The organism is Alphaproteobacteria bacterium 33-17, assembly GCA_001897445.1.
GTDB lineage: Bacteria > Pseudomonadota > Alphaproteobacteria > Rickettsiales > 33-17 > 33-17.
This window is the reverse complement of sequence record MKSX01000027.1, coordinates 247,060-263,353: the sequence shown is the minus strand read 5'-3', so window position 1 is coordinate 263,353 and position 16,294 is coordinate 247,060. Positions and strand designations below refer to the sequence as shown.

General features: G+C 32.0%; 12 protein-coding genes and 1 tRNA gene. 7 read left to right on the top strand and 6 right to left on the bottom strand.

The window, feature by feature from the left end:
- The first annotated feature begins 2 nt into the window (after positions 1-2).
- The 4 genes from BGO27_06020 to BGO27_06005 all read left to right on the top strand — a co-directional run bounded on the left by BGO27_06020 (position 3) and on the right by BGO27_06005 (position 8,199).
- On the top strand, positions 3-2,450 hold the full coding sequence (locus BGO27_06020) for a hypothetical protein (protein ID OJV12273.1): 2,448 nt from the start codon (positions 3-5) through the stop codon (positions 2,448-2,450).
- Positions 2,451-2,588: 138 nt separating this feature from the next.
- Positions 2,589-4,904, top strand: a complete 2,316-nt coding sequence (locus BGO27_06015; GenBank protein ID OJV12272.1) for a hypothetical protein — start codon at positions 2,589-2,591, stop codon at positions 4,902-4,904.
- A 65-nt stretch (positions 4,905-4,969) separates the two neighbouring features.
- Positions 4,970-5,629 carry a hypothetical protein gene (locus BGO27_06010; GenBank protein OJV12271.1) on the top strand — a complete coding sequence of 220 codons (660 nt, stop codon included), beginning with the start codon at positions 4,970-4,972 and terminating at the stop codon, positions 5,627-5,629.
- On the top strand, positions 5,626-8,199 hold the full coding sequence (locus tag BGO27_06005; GenBank protein ID OJV12270.1) for a DNA mismatch repair protein MutS: 2,574 nt from the start codon (positions 5,626-5,628) through the stop codon (positions 8,197-8,199). Before BGO27_06010 ends, BGO27_06005 begins: the two co-directional genes overlap by 4 nt.
- A 324-nt stretch (positions 8,200-8,523) precedes the next feature.
- Here the strand turns inward: BGO27_06005 and BGO27_06000 are convergent, their stop codons facing one another.
- Both BGO27_06000 and BGO27_05995 read right to left on the bottom strand, forming a co-directional pair.
- Positions 8,524-9,930: a 2-nitropropane dioxygenase gene (locus BGO27_06000; GenBank protein OJV12269.1), complete on the bottom strand. Its 1,407-nt coding sequence runs from the start codon at positions 9,928-9,930 to the stop codon at positions 8,524-8,526.
- Positions 9,931-10,039: 109 nt separating this feature from the next.
- Positions 10,040-10,909, bottom strand: coding sequence for a hypothetical protein (locus BGO27_05995; protein OJV12268.1), 870 nt, complete (start codon positions 10,907-10,909; stop codon positions 10,040-10,042).
- A gap of 203 nt (positions 10,910-11,112) precedes the next feature.
- Between BGO27_05995 and BGO27_05990 the strand changes: the two genes are divergently transcribed.
- The gene (locus BGO27_05990; protein OJV12267.1) at positions 11,113-12,243 is read left to right on the top strand and encodes a hypothetical protein; all 1,131 of its coding nucleotides are present in this window, start codon (positions 11,113-11,115) and stop codon (positions 12,241-12,243) included.
- 2 nt (positions 12,244-12,245) lie between these two features.
- Positions 12,246-12,521 carry a hypothetical protein gene (locus BGO27_05985; GenBank protein ID OJV12266.1) on the top strand — a complete coding sequence of 92 codons (276 nt, stop codon included), beginning with the start codon at positions 12,246-12,248 and terminating at the stop codon, positions 12,519-12,521.
- Here the strand turns inward: BGO27_05985 and BGO27_05980 are convergent.
- The gene (locus BGO27_05980; protein ID OJV12265.1) at positions 12,518-13,141 is read right to left on the bottom strand and encodes a hypothetical protein; all 624 of its coding nucleotides are present in this window, start codon (positions 13,139-13,141) and stop codon (positions 12,518-12,520) included. The genes BGO27_05985 and BGO27_05980 overlap by 4 nt on opposite strands.
- Before the next feature lie 218 nt (positions 13,142-13,359).
- Between BGO27_05980 and BGO27_05975 the strand changes: the two genes are divergently transcribed.
- Positions 13,360-13,434 (top strand) — tRNA-Asn (locus BGO27_05975).
- Between the two features lie 358 nt (positions 13,435-13,792).
- On the opposite strand, the gene BGO27_05970 is transcribed toward BGO27_05975, so the two are convergent.
- The 3 genes from BGO27_05970 to BGO27_05960 all read right to left on the bottom strand — a co-directional run bounded on the left by BGO27_05970 (position 13,793) and on the right by BGO27_05960 (position 16,222).
- Entirely contained in the window at positions 13,793-14,851 is a 1,059-nt protein-coding gene (locus BGO27_05970) for a hypothetical protein (protein OJV12264.1), read from the bottom strand.
- Positions 14,844-15,815 (bottom strand): DNA (cytosine-5-)-methyltransferase, encoded by a 972-nt coding sequence (locus tag BGO27_05965; protein ID OJV12263.1) that lies wholly within the window; start codon positions 15,813-15,815, stop codon positions 14,844-14,846. Before BGO27_05965 ends, BGO27_05970 begins: the two co-directional genes overlap by 8 nt.
- Positions 15,816-16,039: 224 nt before the next feature.
- The gene (locus BGO27_05960) at positions 16,040-16,222 is read right to left on the bottom strand and encodes a hypothetical protein (GenBank protein OJV12262.1); all 183 of its coding nucleotides are present in this window, start codon (positions 16,220-16,222) and stop codon (positions 16,040-16,042) included.
- Positions 16,223-16,294: the final 72 nt, after the last annotated feature.

The window sequence follows — 16,294 nt, the reverse complement described above, 5'->3', positions numbered from 1 at the left end:
TTTTGAGAGATCATGATTCTGAGATTTTTAAAGAATTATATAATGAATTAATGCCCAATGAATTTGACAGTGGAGAAAATATAAAAACACAAAAAACTGAAATTTTGTTAATAATCCTTAGGAAAACTGTAATTCTTAACAATGTAGAATGTTTCAGAAAGTTTTTTGATGCAGTCAACCTTAGGAAGTCTGTTGCAGCATTTACTAAAAACTTTAATTTAATCACCCAAGCTTTTACATCAGAATTTTTATCAGAGTTTCTTGAAGTATTTAAAGAGAAATATACGCAGTATGTTAAAAACAGTACAAAATCTGGATGTGCAAACCTCAAAAAGGAAGTAATGCGTTCCTATAATATGATTATTAATGTTAATTCTAAAGTGGAAGAGTGGAAAACATTCGTTACTAAAGTGCATTTAGAAAATGGATATAAAGATGATATATATAAATACTTTATGGGAGGTAAGAGACGTAATCTACAGAATGTAATTCTTAATTCTGAAGTTAATTTACTTAAAATGCTAACGGATTTTTACGGTGCTGATAAAATTTTAAAAGAATCAGCAGATAATCGCTGTTTCTGGTATAATTTTATTGCATTTAATCATATTGCCAATGATGCATCACCTCATGTTCAATTCAATAGCATTGCTATGTTAGATTTACTGTATTCTAACCTTTCAGAAGAAATATCTTATTACTTCAATGAAGCTGAATTCAAAGAAAATTTTATAAAGTTTATAGAGCTAGGAAACTGGATTATGATTGAACGCCTACTTTATCTTTATGAAACAAAGAATAATTTAGATAACGATCAGCATCATAAATTTTATTATTCTTTACTTGATATTTTGCAATGTGAATATAATAATTGTGCGCCACGTTTAAGTTTTAGAAATTTTATAAATGAAGATTTAAACTTACGTAATAAAATTGCTTTTGATAATATAATTGATAAGGTTTATTTTAGAAATCCATATACTTGGAGAGTTTCTAATTATCGTCGTAATGCTCATCTTGAATTCTTTTTAAAAAATGTTGCGCCATCAAATTTTTTAAACCCCTCTCAAGTCAAAGATTTTATAAGAAGTAATAGTAAGCAGTTTATGCATGAGTGTAGTCTTCAAAATGATTTAGATATATCGATTATTTTGCTAAAAGATCTAAATGTTTTGAAATATGTGATAAGTTTATTTGATACTGATCAAAAAATTACATTTTTGAAAAAGTTCTGCGCTATAATAGAGAGTAAATTTCAATCAATATACAAAGTAGGATTTATACATAATTTAAAGATTTCAGTTTTAGAAAATCGTCAGATTTTTGATTATCTGGATAGTTTGGCGCCTGATTTAGATATTAAAAGTATAGTAAATGATAGTGTTTCCTTTGATGATTTAAATTTACTTACAAAACAGCAGATTGTTTTCATCTTTAAACATTTAGCAGATTATAAAATTAGAGAAATAGTTTATAATAATCAATGTACTCAATTTTTTACAACAATATTTATTAAACATAACTTGGAATATAGAGATTTTTATAGCTGTTTGTTGAGTCGCCTTGATGGAGAAGATAAACAACAGGCTCTTAAGGTTTTGCTTAAATCAATTATGTTATATTTTCCAACTTCAGGTGGTATCGACTGCTTCTCAATAATTATTACTCAGATACAGGATAAAGATTTTATATTAGATCTCTATACAGAAAAACCATTAATTAATAACGCAAGTGAAGGTATATATAGGCTGCAAAGTTTTGTTGATTACTTACAAAAATTTGGGTTCGGTTACTACATAATAACAATAATAAAAGATGAAATACTTAAACTACAAACAACAGGGCATTATGAGACTACAAAGATTGATAAGGTTTTATCAATTATTGCGGGTTCAAAAGTTTTATCTAAAGCTGAACTGATTTATTCAGGTATAAATCATGATATGAGATTAATGCTATCCAAAGTATTTTTATATGAAAAATCCTTTAGTTTTGATATTGAAGGTATAGCGAGTTTAGCGGTTAACAAATATATTAACGTAAACGGATTATATGTTAAGGAAGATATTATTAAGTTTGCATCGCAGTTCCCTAAATCTTTACAGATTTTGTATGATAATTATGAGTGCTTGCTACATAATAATCTGCCTGCACTTGTAAGTAAAATTAATGATCTAACTCTCGCTCTTGCAACCAGGCAGTCAGCAGTACTTACATCTAATTGGGAGAGTATACCAAAGGATATTAGAGGTAAAATTACCGAGTATCTAGGTGTTAACTATGATGACATGCTAGCACTAAAAGAAAGGGCAAAAGCTAAAGTAATAAGCTATAGAGCAGCGATTGAGAAAGAAAATCCTCCTGCGCAAGGCACAAAACGCAAGGCTGAAGTTTTAGAAAACTCTGATGAAGGGAGTGATAAAAAGACGAAAAAAAGTAGGCATCAGTAAATCTTTGACTTTAATAAACATTATAAAATTAAACCCTATTAGCATATGCTTGTAGGGTTTTTTTAAATAATTTGACAATAATTAAAAAATAATTAATTTAACTCGGTATATTATTAATAAAATATAGGATTGTGTCTTATGTACGAAAATTTAAAAAGAACTTTACAAGAATATTTAGAACTTACACCTGAGGAACAAGCATTGAATTATCAAGCTTATCAAGATCGTATTCGTGATTTTTGCAAAGATTTTTATGATAATGATTATGAAACTCTGCTATTTAAACTTAGCGCTTCAGATCATGTTAATCTTGCAAAGACTTTTTGTAAACTTTTAACTGTTAATCCAAATGATGAAATAATATGTAAAAGTAATGATAGATCTGTTAGTGAGATAGAAACAAATTTCATAAAGAGTACTAGTACTAATTTAAGTAAAATTTTAACAAATGCAGCCTATTTAGTGGCAAGTAGAGGAAGTTATAGATCCTTTTTGAATTTATTAGATGCTGATGAGTATAATCATTTGAAAGATATACTTATTAAAGAAAATTATTATTTTTTAAGAAAAGTTGCTTTGCAAGAAAAGGGTTTAGAATTTTTAAAGATGATTTATTTTCATTCAAATGAACTAGTTGAATTTTCAAAATCTGATCAGGAAAATATGCTTAATTATATTTTAACCTGTGATGAAGAGTATCCAGAACTACTGCAGTCGTATATGGTGTCTCCAGAGGTTCAGGTATTTATAAAGCAAAAACTTTTGGCAAACCAAAATATAATTTTTAATAATGCTTGTATACAAGGTAAAAAGAATTATTTCGAGATTATGTGGAGGCTCATAGAATCCGATTTAAAAGCTTCTGAAAAGACATTGCCTGAACTGTTTATAAAGATGGTTATGATCGCCAAAGTCAAAAACTCTTGTAATTCACTAGACATATTGGTTTTCTTATGGAATCAAATGGAAACTAAGAATAAAGAGTACTTATTTCATAACAATATTCATATGAAAATGTTGGAAACATGCTTGCAAAAACAGAATGTTGCTATATTCAACTTTTTATTAGAAATATTTGCTAAAAACGATCAAATCTTCGCGATCATATTTAATGATTACATCAAAACAGTTACCTTGACTGTTCCAGGTAATGAATTGACAATTAATGATCCTTTTTCTAAAACTGATTACAAATTATCGAATTATAATAAAGCTCTTGATATTCAAACCCAACGAAATGCTGTTATAAATATCAGGCGTAGAGTAGTTAATTGTCCCAATATTAGCTCAAATGATAAAATTGTATATATATTGTCTAATATTAATAATCATTCAAATGTTTTAATCGAGCATGAAATGATTGAAAACCTAATAGAAATGGATTCAGAAGCGTTTGCATATGCCTTGAGTGATAATAAATATGAAGTATTACTCAAGATTATTTACAAATATGATCCCAAGTTTATTGAGACTGTCATTAGCTCCGTTGCAAGCACATCGCAAAAAAGGAAAATGTGGGCTGTCATAGAAAAGAAATTGCTCAAATTTGAAAAATTAAATAATTTTCCATTAAGTTTTGAAACAATCGAGTGTTTGGTAAGTTTGTATAAAGACTTTAATGGACAAAATCTAATAACTAATAAAATTTTATATGGTAGTAACAACTGCCGCTCAATTGATTATGAATTTTGTTCAATTATCATAAAGTACGCCGATAAAAATAAGGTGAAAGACTTAATTCAAGAAAAGGAGTTTTTAAGTGTATTATTTAAATATACTTATCATTCAGCGAATCTTGTAAAACAATTATTTGAATTATATGGTAAAGAAGAAGAAAGCTTAATTGCTAAAACTCTTTTAAAAAGCATAATTGTTAACTCACTAAGTAATTCCAGATTTAATCATTATGAAAGTCAATTTGTTGAAAAAAGAAAACATCTAATAGCAATAGTTAGTTTAGTAGGTAGTAAATTAGAAAGAGATGCCATTGTAACTGTTTTTGCAGAAAACTATGACAAAATCTTAAATATAGTTTCGTCTAATGACGGTGTAAACTTGTACTTACAATTTAGACTTATGTCGGTAATTCTATTAGGGGAAGGCAATGAAGTCGATAGAAGGCTGATATCTGATGTTAGATCAGTTTTTGTGCATAAAAATTATATTTATGTACAGGAGGATATTCAAAACGCTTTAAGAATATACTCAGATGCAGTTTTAAAGGCTTATAAAGAAAACCCTAAAGTTCTCACTTATAAAGACTTTGAGGCAATAGCGCTAACTTCACGTGCATCTTTAGGGGTGAAATATAATGCACCACAATATACGGGGAGTAACATAGTAGCTAATCAGAGATCAATGATCGAAGCTCAGCGTAATGAGATGCAAGGTACAAAGCGCAAGGCTGAAGATGATCTTATAGATAAAAGACCTGGCAAAGCAGCTAAGAAGTAAGAATGTTTTGGTTGATTTTTAGCGTCTTCCGTGCGAAAAGATATGTTTTAAACCAGAGATAAAACATGACTTTGAATATAGAAGATATGCTGATATACCGAGATGGATTGATTCTGGCGCTTAATAAGCCTGCCGGAATCCCCGTCCATAAGGGCAGTGGACCTATTACACCCCTTGAAACATACTTTGATTCTATACAGTTTGGTCTTCCAGACACCCCAAAACTCGCTCATAGGCTTGATAAAGATACAAGCGGATGCCTTATACTTGGGCGGAATAAACGTGGGCTTCGTGATATGGGGAATTTATTTGAAAATAATCAGGTTCAAAAAGAATATATTGCGATCGTTGAAGGTAGGGTGGATCAGGATAATTTTAGGATAATTGCTAAAATTGCCCCACTTTCAAATCACAAATCACGCTGGTGGGTTAAAATATGCGAGGAAACTGGTAAAGAGGCTATTACAGACGTAGAAGTTATAAAACGCTTTGAAAATCATACATTTGTAAGGCTTAAGCCTCATACAGGCAGAACGCATCAGCTAAGAATACATATGCAGCACATTGGACACTCTATTATTGGCGATAAAATTTATGGAAAATCAGGTAGTTACTTGATGTTACATTGCCAAAAAATGGCTTTTAAACTATATAAAAACAAAGACCCGTTAATTATAGAAGCACCAATACCAAGCCATTTTACAGAATTTGAGGCGACATTATGAAGAAAATCACCCCTATGATGCAGCAATACCTTGATATTAAAGAAATTTACAGGGAATATTTGCTATTATACCGTATGGGGGATTTTTATGAGCTTTTCTATGATGATGCTAAAACAGCTGCTCCAGTCCTAAATATCATACTTACTCGCAGGGGGAATGACGAATCCGAAATCCCTATGTGCGGTATACCACATCATTCATCTATGCAGTATATTCAAAGGCTTTTGGAAGCTGGTTTTAAGGTGGCAATATGCGAGCAGCTGGAAACGCCAGAAGAGGCTAAAAAAAGAGGCGGTCATAAAGCTGTAGTAAGGCGTGATGTTGTAAGAATTATTACCCCAGGCACATTACTTGAGAATAACCTTATTGAATCTAAGGCATCAAATTATATAGCTAGCTTGTCTGCAATTAATGATGAAATATCAATAGCTTACGCAGATATTTCGACTGGTGAATTTAACATTATGAATACTAGTCAGGCTAACATTCTAGACACAATGCTAAAGCTAGATATTAAAGAAGTGCTGATTTCTAATAAGTTGTCAGCGCAGGAATATGTTAAACCATTACTTCAGGTGTTTAAGTCAAGCGTCAGTGTTTTGGCTGATTCTCTGTTTGATTTTCTTAAAACTTTCAATCGCCTAAAGCTGCATTATAACCTTTATGACGATAAAAAAGCGCTGGATAATTTTTCAAGGTCAGATATTAGTAGTGCGGGTAGTTTACTTGAATATGTATATAATACCCAGAAAGCAAAAGTCCCGAGTTTGAACTTCCCAAAAAAGCTGCGCTTAGACTTATATATGAAAATTAGCAGTGCTACTTTGGAAAGCTTAGAGATAATGCCTGCAAATAAAGCTAAGAAAAACAGTGTATTTGACTTTTTTGATAATACTGTAACAGCGGTAGGTTCAAGGCTTTTAAAATCGATGTTTATCAGACCTCTAATTGATATAGAACAAATTAGTAGGCGTCACGATATAACTGAGTTTTTCTATAATAATCAGGATCTGACAGCTAAAATCATAGATAATATAAAAGGGCTACCTGATTTTGAAAGAATCTTAGCGCGCGTTACAACCTCTAAAACTAACCCTCACGAACTTAGAAGTTTTGCAAGTGGTATGCTCAATTTTATGAACATTCACGCGGGGCTTGACAAAATAAACTTACCAAAAGACCTGAAAACGCAGCTACAATCTATTGGAACCTCGGCATTTGGTCTTGCTGGTAATATTGTAAAGGCAATTAAAGAAGATAGCCCAATAGTTATAAAAGAAGGCGGGTTTATTGCGTATGGCTTTGATCCCATTTGCGACAAGTATTTGGATCTTATGAATAATGCTGAAGAAATTTTAGCAAATATGCTGGCAAAGTATAAAGACCTTACCAAAGTACCAAATCTCAAAATCGGATATAATGAAAATGTAGGATACTATGTTGAAGCAAGCCCTCAAGCCGCGACTAAGGTAGATTCTACTGAAGGGTTCCGTAGAAAACAAACCCTGGTAAGCTGCTCACGTTTTATAACCGATGAGCTTGAGGTACTAGAGAAAGATATTTTGCAATCTAAAGAGCGCCTGATTGCCAAAGAATGCGAGATATTTGCGAGCTTATGCGCTGAGATTACTGAGCAGTCAAATTCAATATATCAGATATCTAATTTTGTTGCAGTACTTGATGTATATTCAAACCTTGGGCATATAGCTAGTAAGTATAAATATACCAGAGCTAAACTTAACAATGAGGCGAAATTTGAGCTTATAGGTGCAGTTCACCCCGTAATCAGCGCAAGCCTTAAGGGAAATGAGATATTTCAGGATAATGACACAAGTTTAAATAATGAGAAAAGAATAGGGCTAATTACAGGGCCAAATATGGCTGGTAAAAGTACGTATCTTAAGCAAAATGCCATTATTGCGCTACTTAATCAGGTGGGGTCATTTGTACCAGCGCAAAATGCTGATTTATGTGTATTTGATGCAATTTTTTCAAGGATTGGGGCAGGTGATGATATATTAAAAGGGCAGTCTACTTTTATGGTGGAAATGTCTGAAACAGCCAAGATTCTTCATGAGGCAACCCACAAGTCACTGGTAATTATTGATGAACTGGGAAGAGGAACCGCTACATTTGACGGCATGGCAATAGCAACAGCTACATTGGAATATATTCATAATAAAATTGGTGCTAAATGCCTGTTTGCTACACATTATCATGAGCTTGCAAAACTTGAGGAAAGCTTAAATGGTCTGTTTAATTTAACCGTACTTATTGAAGAATCAAATTCACAAATTGAGTTTTTACATAAAATAATATTGGGAAGCGCTGATAAATCATATGGTATTTATGTGGCAAAAATTGCAGGAATTCCAAGTGAAATTATTGAAAAATCAAAGGCATATCTTGCGCAGCTTGAGAAAGATAATGGTCATATTCATGTGGTAAATCATGAAAACCATGCAAATCATTTAGTTGATAAGTATCTTATGAACTTAGATATAGATAATATGTCACCAAGAGATGCACTTGATGAACTGTATAAACTCAAATCAATGCTAATGGTTTAAGTCACTTCGCACCTTTTGGAATTTGTATAGTTTTTAAGTTGAGATGTGCATGCGCCATTTCCTCGCTTATGTAGATTTTTCTACATATCACTCGTTATTTCTGTGCAAAACTCAACTTAATTCACTATAGTTTTCATGGCGGAATTTGCTGAATGTTACTGCTGTAGAAGTTCAAAGTTTCGGTGACGGTAAAGGGTTGACAATAGAGTATGTACTGTCATTGTGAGATGGTTGCCTCGTAGTAATCTATAAATAATAATAAAGTTTCAAAGATTACTACGAGGTATTACATTTCTTTTAGGATGATTATAGCGCTAAGTATTTTTACTCGCCTTGCATTATTCTTTCAACAAGCTGCTTAACTGAAGGTATAAAGCCATTGTTATAAAACGGATCGGTACCAAATCTATAAGCATTATGCCCAGAGAACATAAGCTGGTGATCAATATCAGCGCTTCTTACAGCTTCCTGAAGAGTCTTTTGAATACAGAAGCTTCTTGGGTCAGCTTTTTTGCCTGTTGTAAAGTCGTCATGGTCTTTCCAGTTACTGAATCTACAGAAACTTAGGCAGCCCATACAGTCTACCTGATCTTTATGAATTTCTTGTGCTTTAGATGGTTCAAGGAATATTACTGTTTCATCTGGAGTTTTCATCATTTCAGTAAAGCCAGCATCCATCCATTCTTTAACTTTAGGATAATCTTCGGCTTCAATATAAATAGAGCGTCCTCTTGTGCCAAATGGAAGTTCATATTCAAAACCTGGCTCTGCTTCTGATCTGAATTCAGCTTGTCTTTTGCTTCTTGCATCTAACTCTTCGATAAAGCTATTGCGTACAGCAGATGAATAAAAACCTGTTGGGCTAAATTTGTTTAAGAAAACATCGCCAGGTTTTAATGTGAGAAGTCTTTTTTTCCATGATTCGGAAATAGGGCTTTCTTGAGTAAGAAGAGGGCGAGTACCAAATTGGAAGGCAACGGGACCAATCTCAGGGTTATCAAGCCATTTATCCCATTCGCTTATACGCCATACGCCACCAGCCATAATAACTGGAACATTATTTAAGCCAACTTCGTTCATAAATTTACGAAGCTCAGCAACTCTTGGGAATGGATCTTCTGGGGATTTAGGGTCTTCGGAATTGGAAAGACCGTTATGACCACCTGCAAGCCATGGATCTTCGTATACAACGCCACCAAGTAAGTTTGGTAATTTATGATATGATCTTTTCCATAAAGCCCTGAAAGCACGCATTGAAGATACTATTGGGTAATAGTATACATTATATTTTTCAGCGATCTCAGCAACTCTGTAAGGCATGCCTGCGCCACATGTTATTCCGTTTATTAAGCCTTTAGTTCTGTCTAAAACGCCTTGTAATATTCTTTCGGCGCCGCCCATTTCCCATAAAACGTTCATGTGGATACGACCGTTACCACCAGCAGTGTCGTAAGCGATTTGAGCTTGCGTAACGCCGCCTTCAATGCCCATTTGTACTAATTCTTCGTGACGTTCTTTTCTGGTTTTACCTTTATAAACAACAGGCAAAATATTACCGTCAGCATCGTATCTGTCAGCGTTAACGCCTGAAAATGTACCAACAGCTCCAGCAGCAGCAAAAGCGCCAGATGTAAGGCCGTTACTTACGGCAACACCTTTACCACCTTCGATAATTGGGAGAACTTCTTTACCAGAAATTATAACTGGCTTAATTTTATTTGGAGAAAACATATGCACTTACTATAGTTAAATCTGGCTTTATTAATAGTTTTTTCTACTAAAATTGTCAACTAATAACTAAATGTAATATGCTGTTTTTTTACGAAAAAGTGTATTTTTTTTACTTAGAACTCATTGCATCGATGCTAATTTGAAAGTCATCTGATTCATAAAGAAGTGGGTGTGTTTTAGCTCTTGAGATATCTGTATTAACTAAATTTGCTTTTGATAGGCGTGTCCATCTTAGGTCTGCTTTTCTTAAATCTACATACTCAAAAGTTGTTTCTTTTAATGAGCTATTAACGAGGTTGGCGTTTTGCATGTTTGAATTTACAATAATAGTAGAATTTAGGTTAGCACCTAATAAGTTTGCACTTTGTAGGTTAACATTTTTAAGTTTAGCACCATCAAGGTTAGCGCCTTGTAAGTTAGCTCCTGCTAGATCTACGTTAATTAATGTAGCACCTTTTAAATTAACATTGCTCAAGTTAGAGTATGATAAGTTTGTACCTTCAATAACTGCACCGCTCAGATCGCTACCAACTAATGTTGCATAGTCTAGGGTCGCGATTTTGATTTTTGCATTGCTTAGGTTGCTATCTAATATTACCGCATAACTAAAATCTGATGCATTCATACTTACATTTGAAAGGTTACAAGCTACAAAATATGACTTTTCAAAATTACCAAGATCAAGTATTGCTTTTCTCATGTCTGCATCTACAAAAGCAACTTCTTTCGCATATATTCTAGATAAATCAATACCTTTCAAGCTGCGACCAAACTCTTTGGTAACGTTTAAAGTTTTGCCTATAGTTTTATTATCAATAATCTTTTTTTCAATTTCCTTTTTGTTTAGTTCTTTATGTTCAACTAATTTCTTAACATCTTTAAAAAAGCCTGAATTTTCAACTAACCTTTCAGCACTTGAAGGAGCATTAATTAAAGAAACTAAGATTAAACTGATAATTAAAAAATAAACATTTTTCATATATTGATTACCAAAATTGTCATGAGTAAATATATACAATATTATTTGTTAATAAACGTCAAGCAAAAAAGATTAAAAAAAACATATATTTCAAATATTTATGTTTAAATTAACTTTGTTTGTAAAAACCAAGCTCGTTGATACTGTTGACAAAAAGTTAATTTTATATTAATAAATGTATAAAAATTAACAAAAGGTATTTTGTGTCTAATGGTTTGTATAAAGTTAATGAGTATTTAAGTTTAACCTCAGAACAGCAGTTTAATATTATTCAAGAGAACTTGAATATTTTAAAAACCCTCGGCAATCTAAAATTTCAAAGAAGAAAATCTGCAGATTTGGCTGTTATTGAAATATTCAGTGGTAAAAGTATATTTGAATTTGATTTCAATAGTTTTGCTCATGATTTAGTAGAATTGCTAACAATAGCTCATATTGGTAGTGCTAAAAGAAAATTTATCGATGATAACTATATTGAAATGATCAAAATTTTAGCCGAAACTGCAGAATGTGGTGTTTGTACTCAATTCTGGAACTTGCTAAACTTCAAGCAAAAGGAATCAATTTTAAATATGCCTATGGGATTTAATGATAATTCATTAAACTGGTCTGAAAATTTTGCTGACTTCTATAGATTTTTGCTTGATAATTCTACAGCTTCTCAAAAGGAAAACATTCTGCAAATCAGCCCTAAAGCATTTGTCGATTTTACATCATGGTTTGAAGATGATCTGGAATACTTAGATACTTTATGGTCATATCTGACAAATATTCAAAGAAATGAGATCTTTACAAATGCTGAATCCTTGCATGAAGTTCTATCAATCCTTAGCGATGAAAATCAACCAGGATATGCTCTCTGGTATTTAGATACATTTACAGATCATGATCAAAACCTATTCCGTGATGTGTTTTATAATGAAAACAATAATCCTGCAATTATATCGAAAATCTGGAAAATTTTATCAAATGATCATAAAATGCTGATTTTATTTAATGAAAATACAAATTTCCTCAAGGAATATTTAAACAAAGGCGGTAATTGTAGGGTGTTCTGGGGAATGTGGCATAGCAGTGATTTAGATATTCAAATTCGCGCACTTGCGAGTTTAAATGATAATGAAAAGGAAAAGATATGTAAAAATTATCATTTGGATATTTTAAATGCCTTATTACAGAATCCAATGTATCATCGTTTGGCGTTTTTTAAGCTTATTATGGATTGTTATTTGCCTATAACTCAACCATGGGCGCAATTTTATGCTAATATATATATCATAATTACCTGCATGAAGAGTGCGCTGAAATTGCAGAGGTATTTGCGGGTTATGTAACAATGGCGGCAAGGGCAGGTTGGTCGCTTGAATATACTACAAATTATTTTAGTCACAATAAGTTAATGCTAGATGAGTTTGCAAGAAGCCATTACGAAAAATTTGCTGGCATTGAGAATAGAGATTTTATCTACAAAGATTTGAAAGACGCTTTGTCATTTGATAAGTTCAGAGCTTTTGTAGATGCAAAAATCGCAGAGCAATCTGAAATTCGTTCTGCTAGATGTAACTTTGAAAAAGCAAAACTAACTACCAGAGCTAACTGCGCTAAAAACTAATACCACTTACTGGCAAGGTTATCCAGCTTCTCAAAAGCGCGGGCAAAGTTCTGCTCAATAGTTTTTGGGTTACTGGTTCCTGCTGTAACGATTTCAACCTCACTTGCACCCATAAAATTAAAGTTAATTCGCATAACTTCATCGAGTTGGTTAAACCTGTATGCAGGGTGGTCAGGGGTCAGATTCCCCCCAGCAGTAAATAAAACTAAAGCTTTAGGATTGTTAAGTAAACCCTTGTATTCTCTGGCATTGTCACCTACGGGGGTTTCGCTAAAAGTCTCATCTTTAAGTACTACTGCGTCAAAATAGCATTTTACAATCCCTGGAACCGAAAAATTATACATAGGGCAGGCAACCACAATAACATCGGCTTTCTTAATTTGCTCTACATAAACCTGAAAGGGCTTTAACAGCTCTGCTTCCTGTTCTGTGATTGGCTCGTCCCAGTAAGCCTTTTTCATATATACATTTAATGACGCTTCATCAAGTACAGGGATTTTAGCATGCAATAGATCAACAACCTCTATATTACCCTTACTTCCCGCTAAAAATCTGTCAAGTAAGCGTTTTGTATTAGATTTCTCTCCAGAAGGTAAGTACTTGATAACTAATGTATTCATGAGTTTGCCTATTATTAATAATATATTTTGGGGTTTATATCTGCTAATTAGCAGTTTTTTGGCAATTTTACAATCTAATCCTTCAGCGCAAAGATTACATTTTTAAGTTTTTTATATTTATCAAATGATGGGTTTAAAGTTATTTTGAAAAAAAATTTGAAAATGCAAAAAAAGTACTTGCCAAACCCTTAGTTTGTTTGCTATATAAATACACATGTTCCTCGGTAGCTCAGTGGTAGAGCAAACGGCTGTTAACCGTTTGGTCGCTGGTTCGAATCCGGCCCGGGGAGCCACTCTTGATACTTCCCTAAATTCACAATTAAATCAAACGGCTTTCGCAAGGAAAGTTCTATCTTCCCGCCTCTTAACTTAAGATTCAAAAATACAAATCCGATAAGTTCCCGTTTTTCACTGGTTTTCGAACTTTCAAATAGTTCACTTGCTTTATTGGCTAATTGAAAAGCATTAACTATGGTGTTCTTGATGTTTGTAGCAATAGAAGTAAATCAGCAAATAATCTTGTGTAATTTTTATAGGATGCTTTAATAATTGGACTTGAGCTTTCTTTCAGTAAAAGCGGTTCAGCAAAATTAAAATAGTCCGAGAAATAGACTGGTTGGTTATGCTTCATTACGTTTTTAATTTTATAGTCTAAGTAAATCTTATTTGAAAATTTAAGTTTAGTTTATTGCCTTCAATATAACCGAATTTGTGTCTGGTAGTACTTGGTGTATCGATATATGTATTATTAACAAGATATTCTTGAAAGTCATTCCAGTTATAAATGTGATAGCAAAGGAGATCGCCATTCTCTTTAACTACTATATATCCGCCTAATACATCGAAATTGCCGTTCCAAGGTTTCTTGGAAGTCATGCCTAATGCACAAGCTGTAAGGAATCCTTTTACCTTATATAAATAAAATGGGAATATTTCATTGTTCTTAAACCCACATGGGTTAGTTTCAGCAACCTTACATATTAAATCTTTTATATATTTAGAATATCCTGAATAATATAACCTAATCATTTCAGCTAATATAATTGGAAAATTTGAATCGACCATGTGTAAATTTGATTCAAAATTACTATCGATTACTGATTCAAATACTAATGTACATTTATGGAGGTTTAATGTCTTAACCAGTTCTTTTGCTTTAAGTGATCTTATACTGTCAATGAGATCTCTATTCAAGTTATCTAGACCTTCAATTCTATATTTAAAATTGTTTGTAATATTTGCATTAAAAAGAGTAGAATCTCCACCTAATTTAGATTTAATGCTAAAACCAACTTCAGGTTTATATCCTGTGTTTATATCATGAATAATTACTGTTATGTCTCTTTTGGAAGATGATTTTTCTTTAATTAAGGGAGATCCAATTTCAGTTATAAAATCATATATTTCAGGAGCTTCGAAAGAACTGCAGCTGGCATCTTTAATTATTTTAAAAAGCTTATTAGCATTTACACTAAATTTATCATTAGGTATCTTTTTTAAATTATTGTAATTTTCATTATTAATAATAATATTTTCATTATCAATTTCATAAAATGATGGTTCTTTAAAACATTTGCTATGTCTTATTATTTTGATTAAGGGATAATATAAGGCTGGGATTTTATTTAAATTAGCGTCTGCTGCATATAGCTTTCCATCTCCAAGTAAACGTAAAAAGGTGTAAAATTCACTCCACTCGCCCTTATTCATAACATTCTCTATAAATATTTAACAAGTTCAAATTTTCATTTAAGTGAACACAAAGTTTTTTACTATTTAATTCTACCTTATCAAGTCTGCTTATTATTGCTTTTCCATATGCCTTTATCGCATCAACGGCAACACTATTTCCTAGTTGTTTCATAGCTTGAGAATCTGTAACTGGAAATGTAAAGTTAATTGGAAAACCTTGCATCATAATAGCCTCTTTTGGGGATATTTTAACATGCTGATTATTGACTAAATAAGCATCCCAGTTTCTTCTATCATTAATTCCAGAACCTCTACCTCCTACTCTTAATGTATATCCTATATCTTTGTTGCATATTCCGCTAAAAATATCCGACATAGTCATCCTCAGAGGTATTTTTTCAGGATTTTTGAAAGGAATTTTATATTGATCTTCTTTTCGAAAACCTATCATAAATAACCTTGGTCTATGTTGGGGAAGTCCAAAATCAGAAGCCTTAACTACTTCGTAATAGAAATCATATTGTAATTCATTTTCTATAATATCCTTTATGATACCAAATGTGCGCCCATTGTCATGCTTTAAAAGATGCCTAACATTTTCGAGAAAAATAGCCTTAGGTCTTTTAACTTTTATTATATCTCTTATTTGAAAGAACATATTTCCACGAGAATCTTTTTGATCGTTAAATCCAAATTTTAAACCTGCTTGGCTAAATGGTTGACAAGGAAAACCCGCACACAAGATATCAAAATCTGGTATTTCTTGATTTATTCTATCATAAGAAATTTTTAAAATATCGTCATTAAATTTGTTATTTTCAAATAAATTAGGAGATAAATGCTTTAAATTGTGCTCATAAGTTTTTCTAGCATGGTAATCAATTTCAGACGCAAATACACATTCTGCTCCAAGCTCATGGAATGCATAATGAAATCCTCCTATGCCAGCAAATAAATCAATAAACTTATATTTTCTTATCATTTAATGTTAACCTCAAATAATCATTTATTATATATACAAAAAATGACAACATTTCAATTATTAAAGGTATCATTGATATTTTATGAAAAAAATTTTCTGATTTTATCCAATACGGTACCAAATTTTCAATGGTATTAAACCTATCTTTCCAAAATTCATTATTTGTTTTAGGAAGTTTTCCTAACTTACATAAATGTCCATGCCAAATACAACCGTGAAAAAAATTACAATATTATATTAAATATTTTAATATAAAAATCAGGTTTGCCCTCTACATTTTTAGGATGTATAGTATATTTGAATCCCTTATTAAACAGTGATTTATGTAACATAATTTCAGGTTTTGTATTCTTTCCTTTTAATGCTGACATTATTTTTCTATGTTTATCTTTTGTAAATATATCCATATTTAATCTGTTTAGCTAAAATTACACTAGGTTATAGTGAAGTCAAATATTATAAAACCCATAACCTTATCC

What these genes read in the sequence shown, in the direction of transcription:
- BGO27_05985 (OJV12266.1), top strand. Translation starts at nt 12,246, where the DNA reads ATGGCGGCAAGGGCAGGTTGGTCGCTTGAATATACTACAAATTATTTT.
- BGO27_06000 (OJV12269.1), bottom strand. Translation starts at nt 9,930, where the DNA reads ATGTTTTCTCCAAATAAAATTAAGCCAGTTATAATTTCTGGTAAAGAA.
- BGO27_05970 (OJV12264.1), bottom strand. Translation starts at nt 14,851, where the DNA reads ATGAATAAGGGCGAGTGGAGTGAATTTTACACCTTTTTACGTTTACTT.
- BGO27_05995 (OJV12268.1), bottom strand. Translation starts at nt 10,909, where the DNA reads ATGAAAAATGTTTATTTTTTAATTATCAGTTTAATCTTAGTTTCTTTA.
- BGO27_06015 (OJV12272.1), top strand. Translation starts at nt 2,589, where the DNA reads ATGTACGAAAATTTAAAAAGAACTTTACAAGAATATTTAGAACTTACA.
- BGO27_05960 (OJV12262.1), bottom strand. Translation starts at nt 16,222, where the DNA reads ATGGATATATTTACAAAAGATAAACATAGAAAAATAATGTCAGCATTA.
- BGO27_06010 (OJV12271.1), top strand. Translation starts at nt 4,970, where the DNA reads ATGACTTTGAATATAGAAGATATGCTGATATACCGAGATGGATTGATT.
- BGO27_05965 (OJV12263.1), bottom strand. Translation starts at nt 15,815, where the DNA reads ATGATAAGAAAATATAAGTTTATTGATTTATTTGCTGGCATAGGAGGA.
- BGO27_06005 (OJV12270.1), top strand. Translation starts at nt 5,626, where the DNA reads ATGAAGAAAATCACCCCTATGATGCAGCAATACCTTGATATTAAAGAA.
- BGO27_05980 (OJV12265.1), bottom strand. Translation starts at nt 13,141, where the DNA reads ATGAATACATTAGTTATCAAGTACTTACCTTCTGGAGAGAAATCTAAT.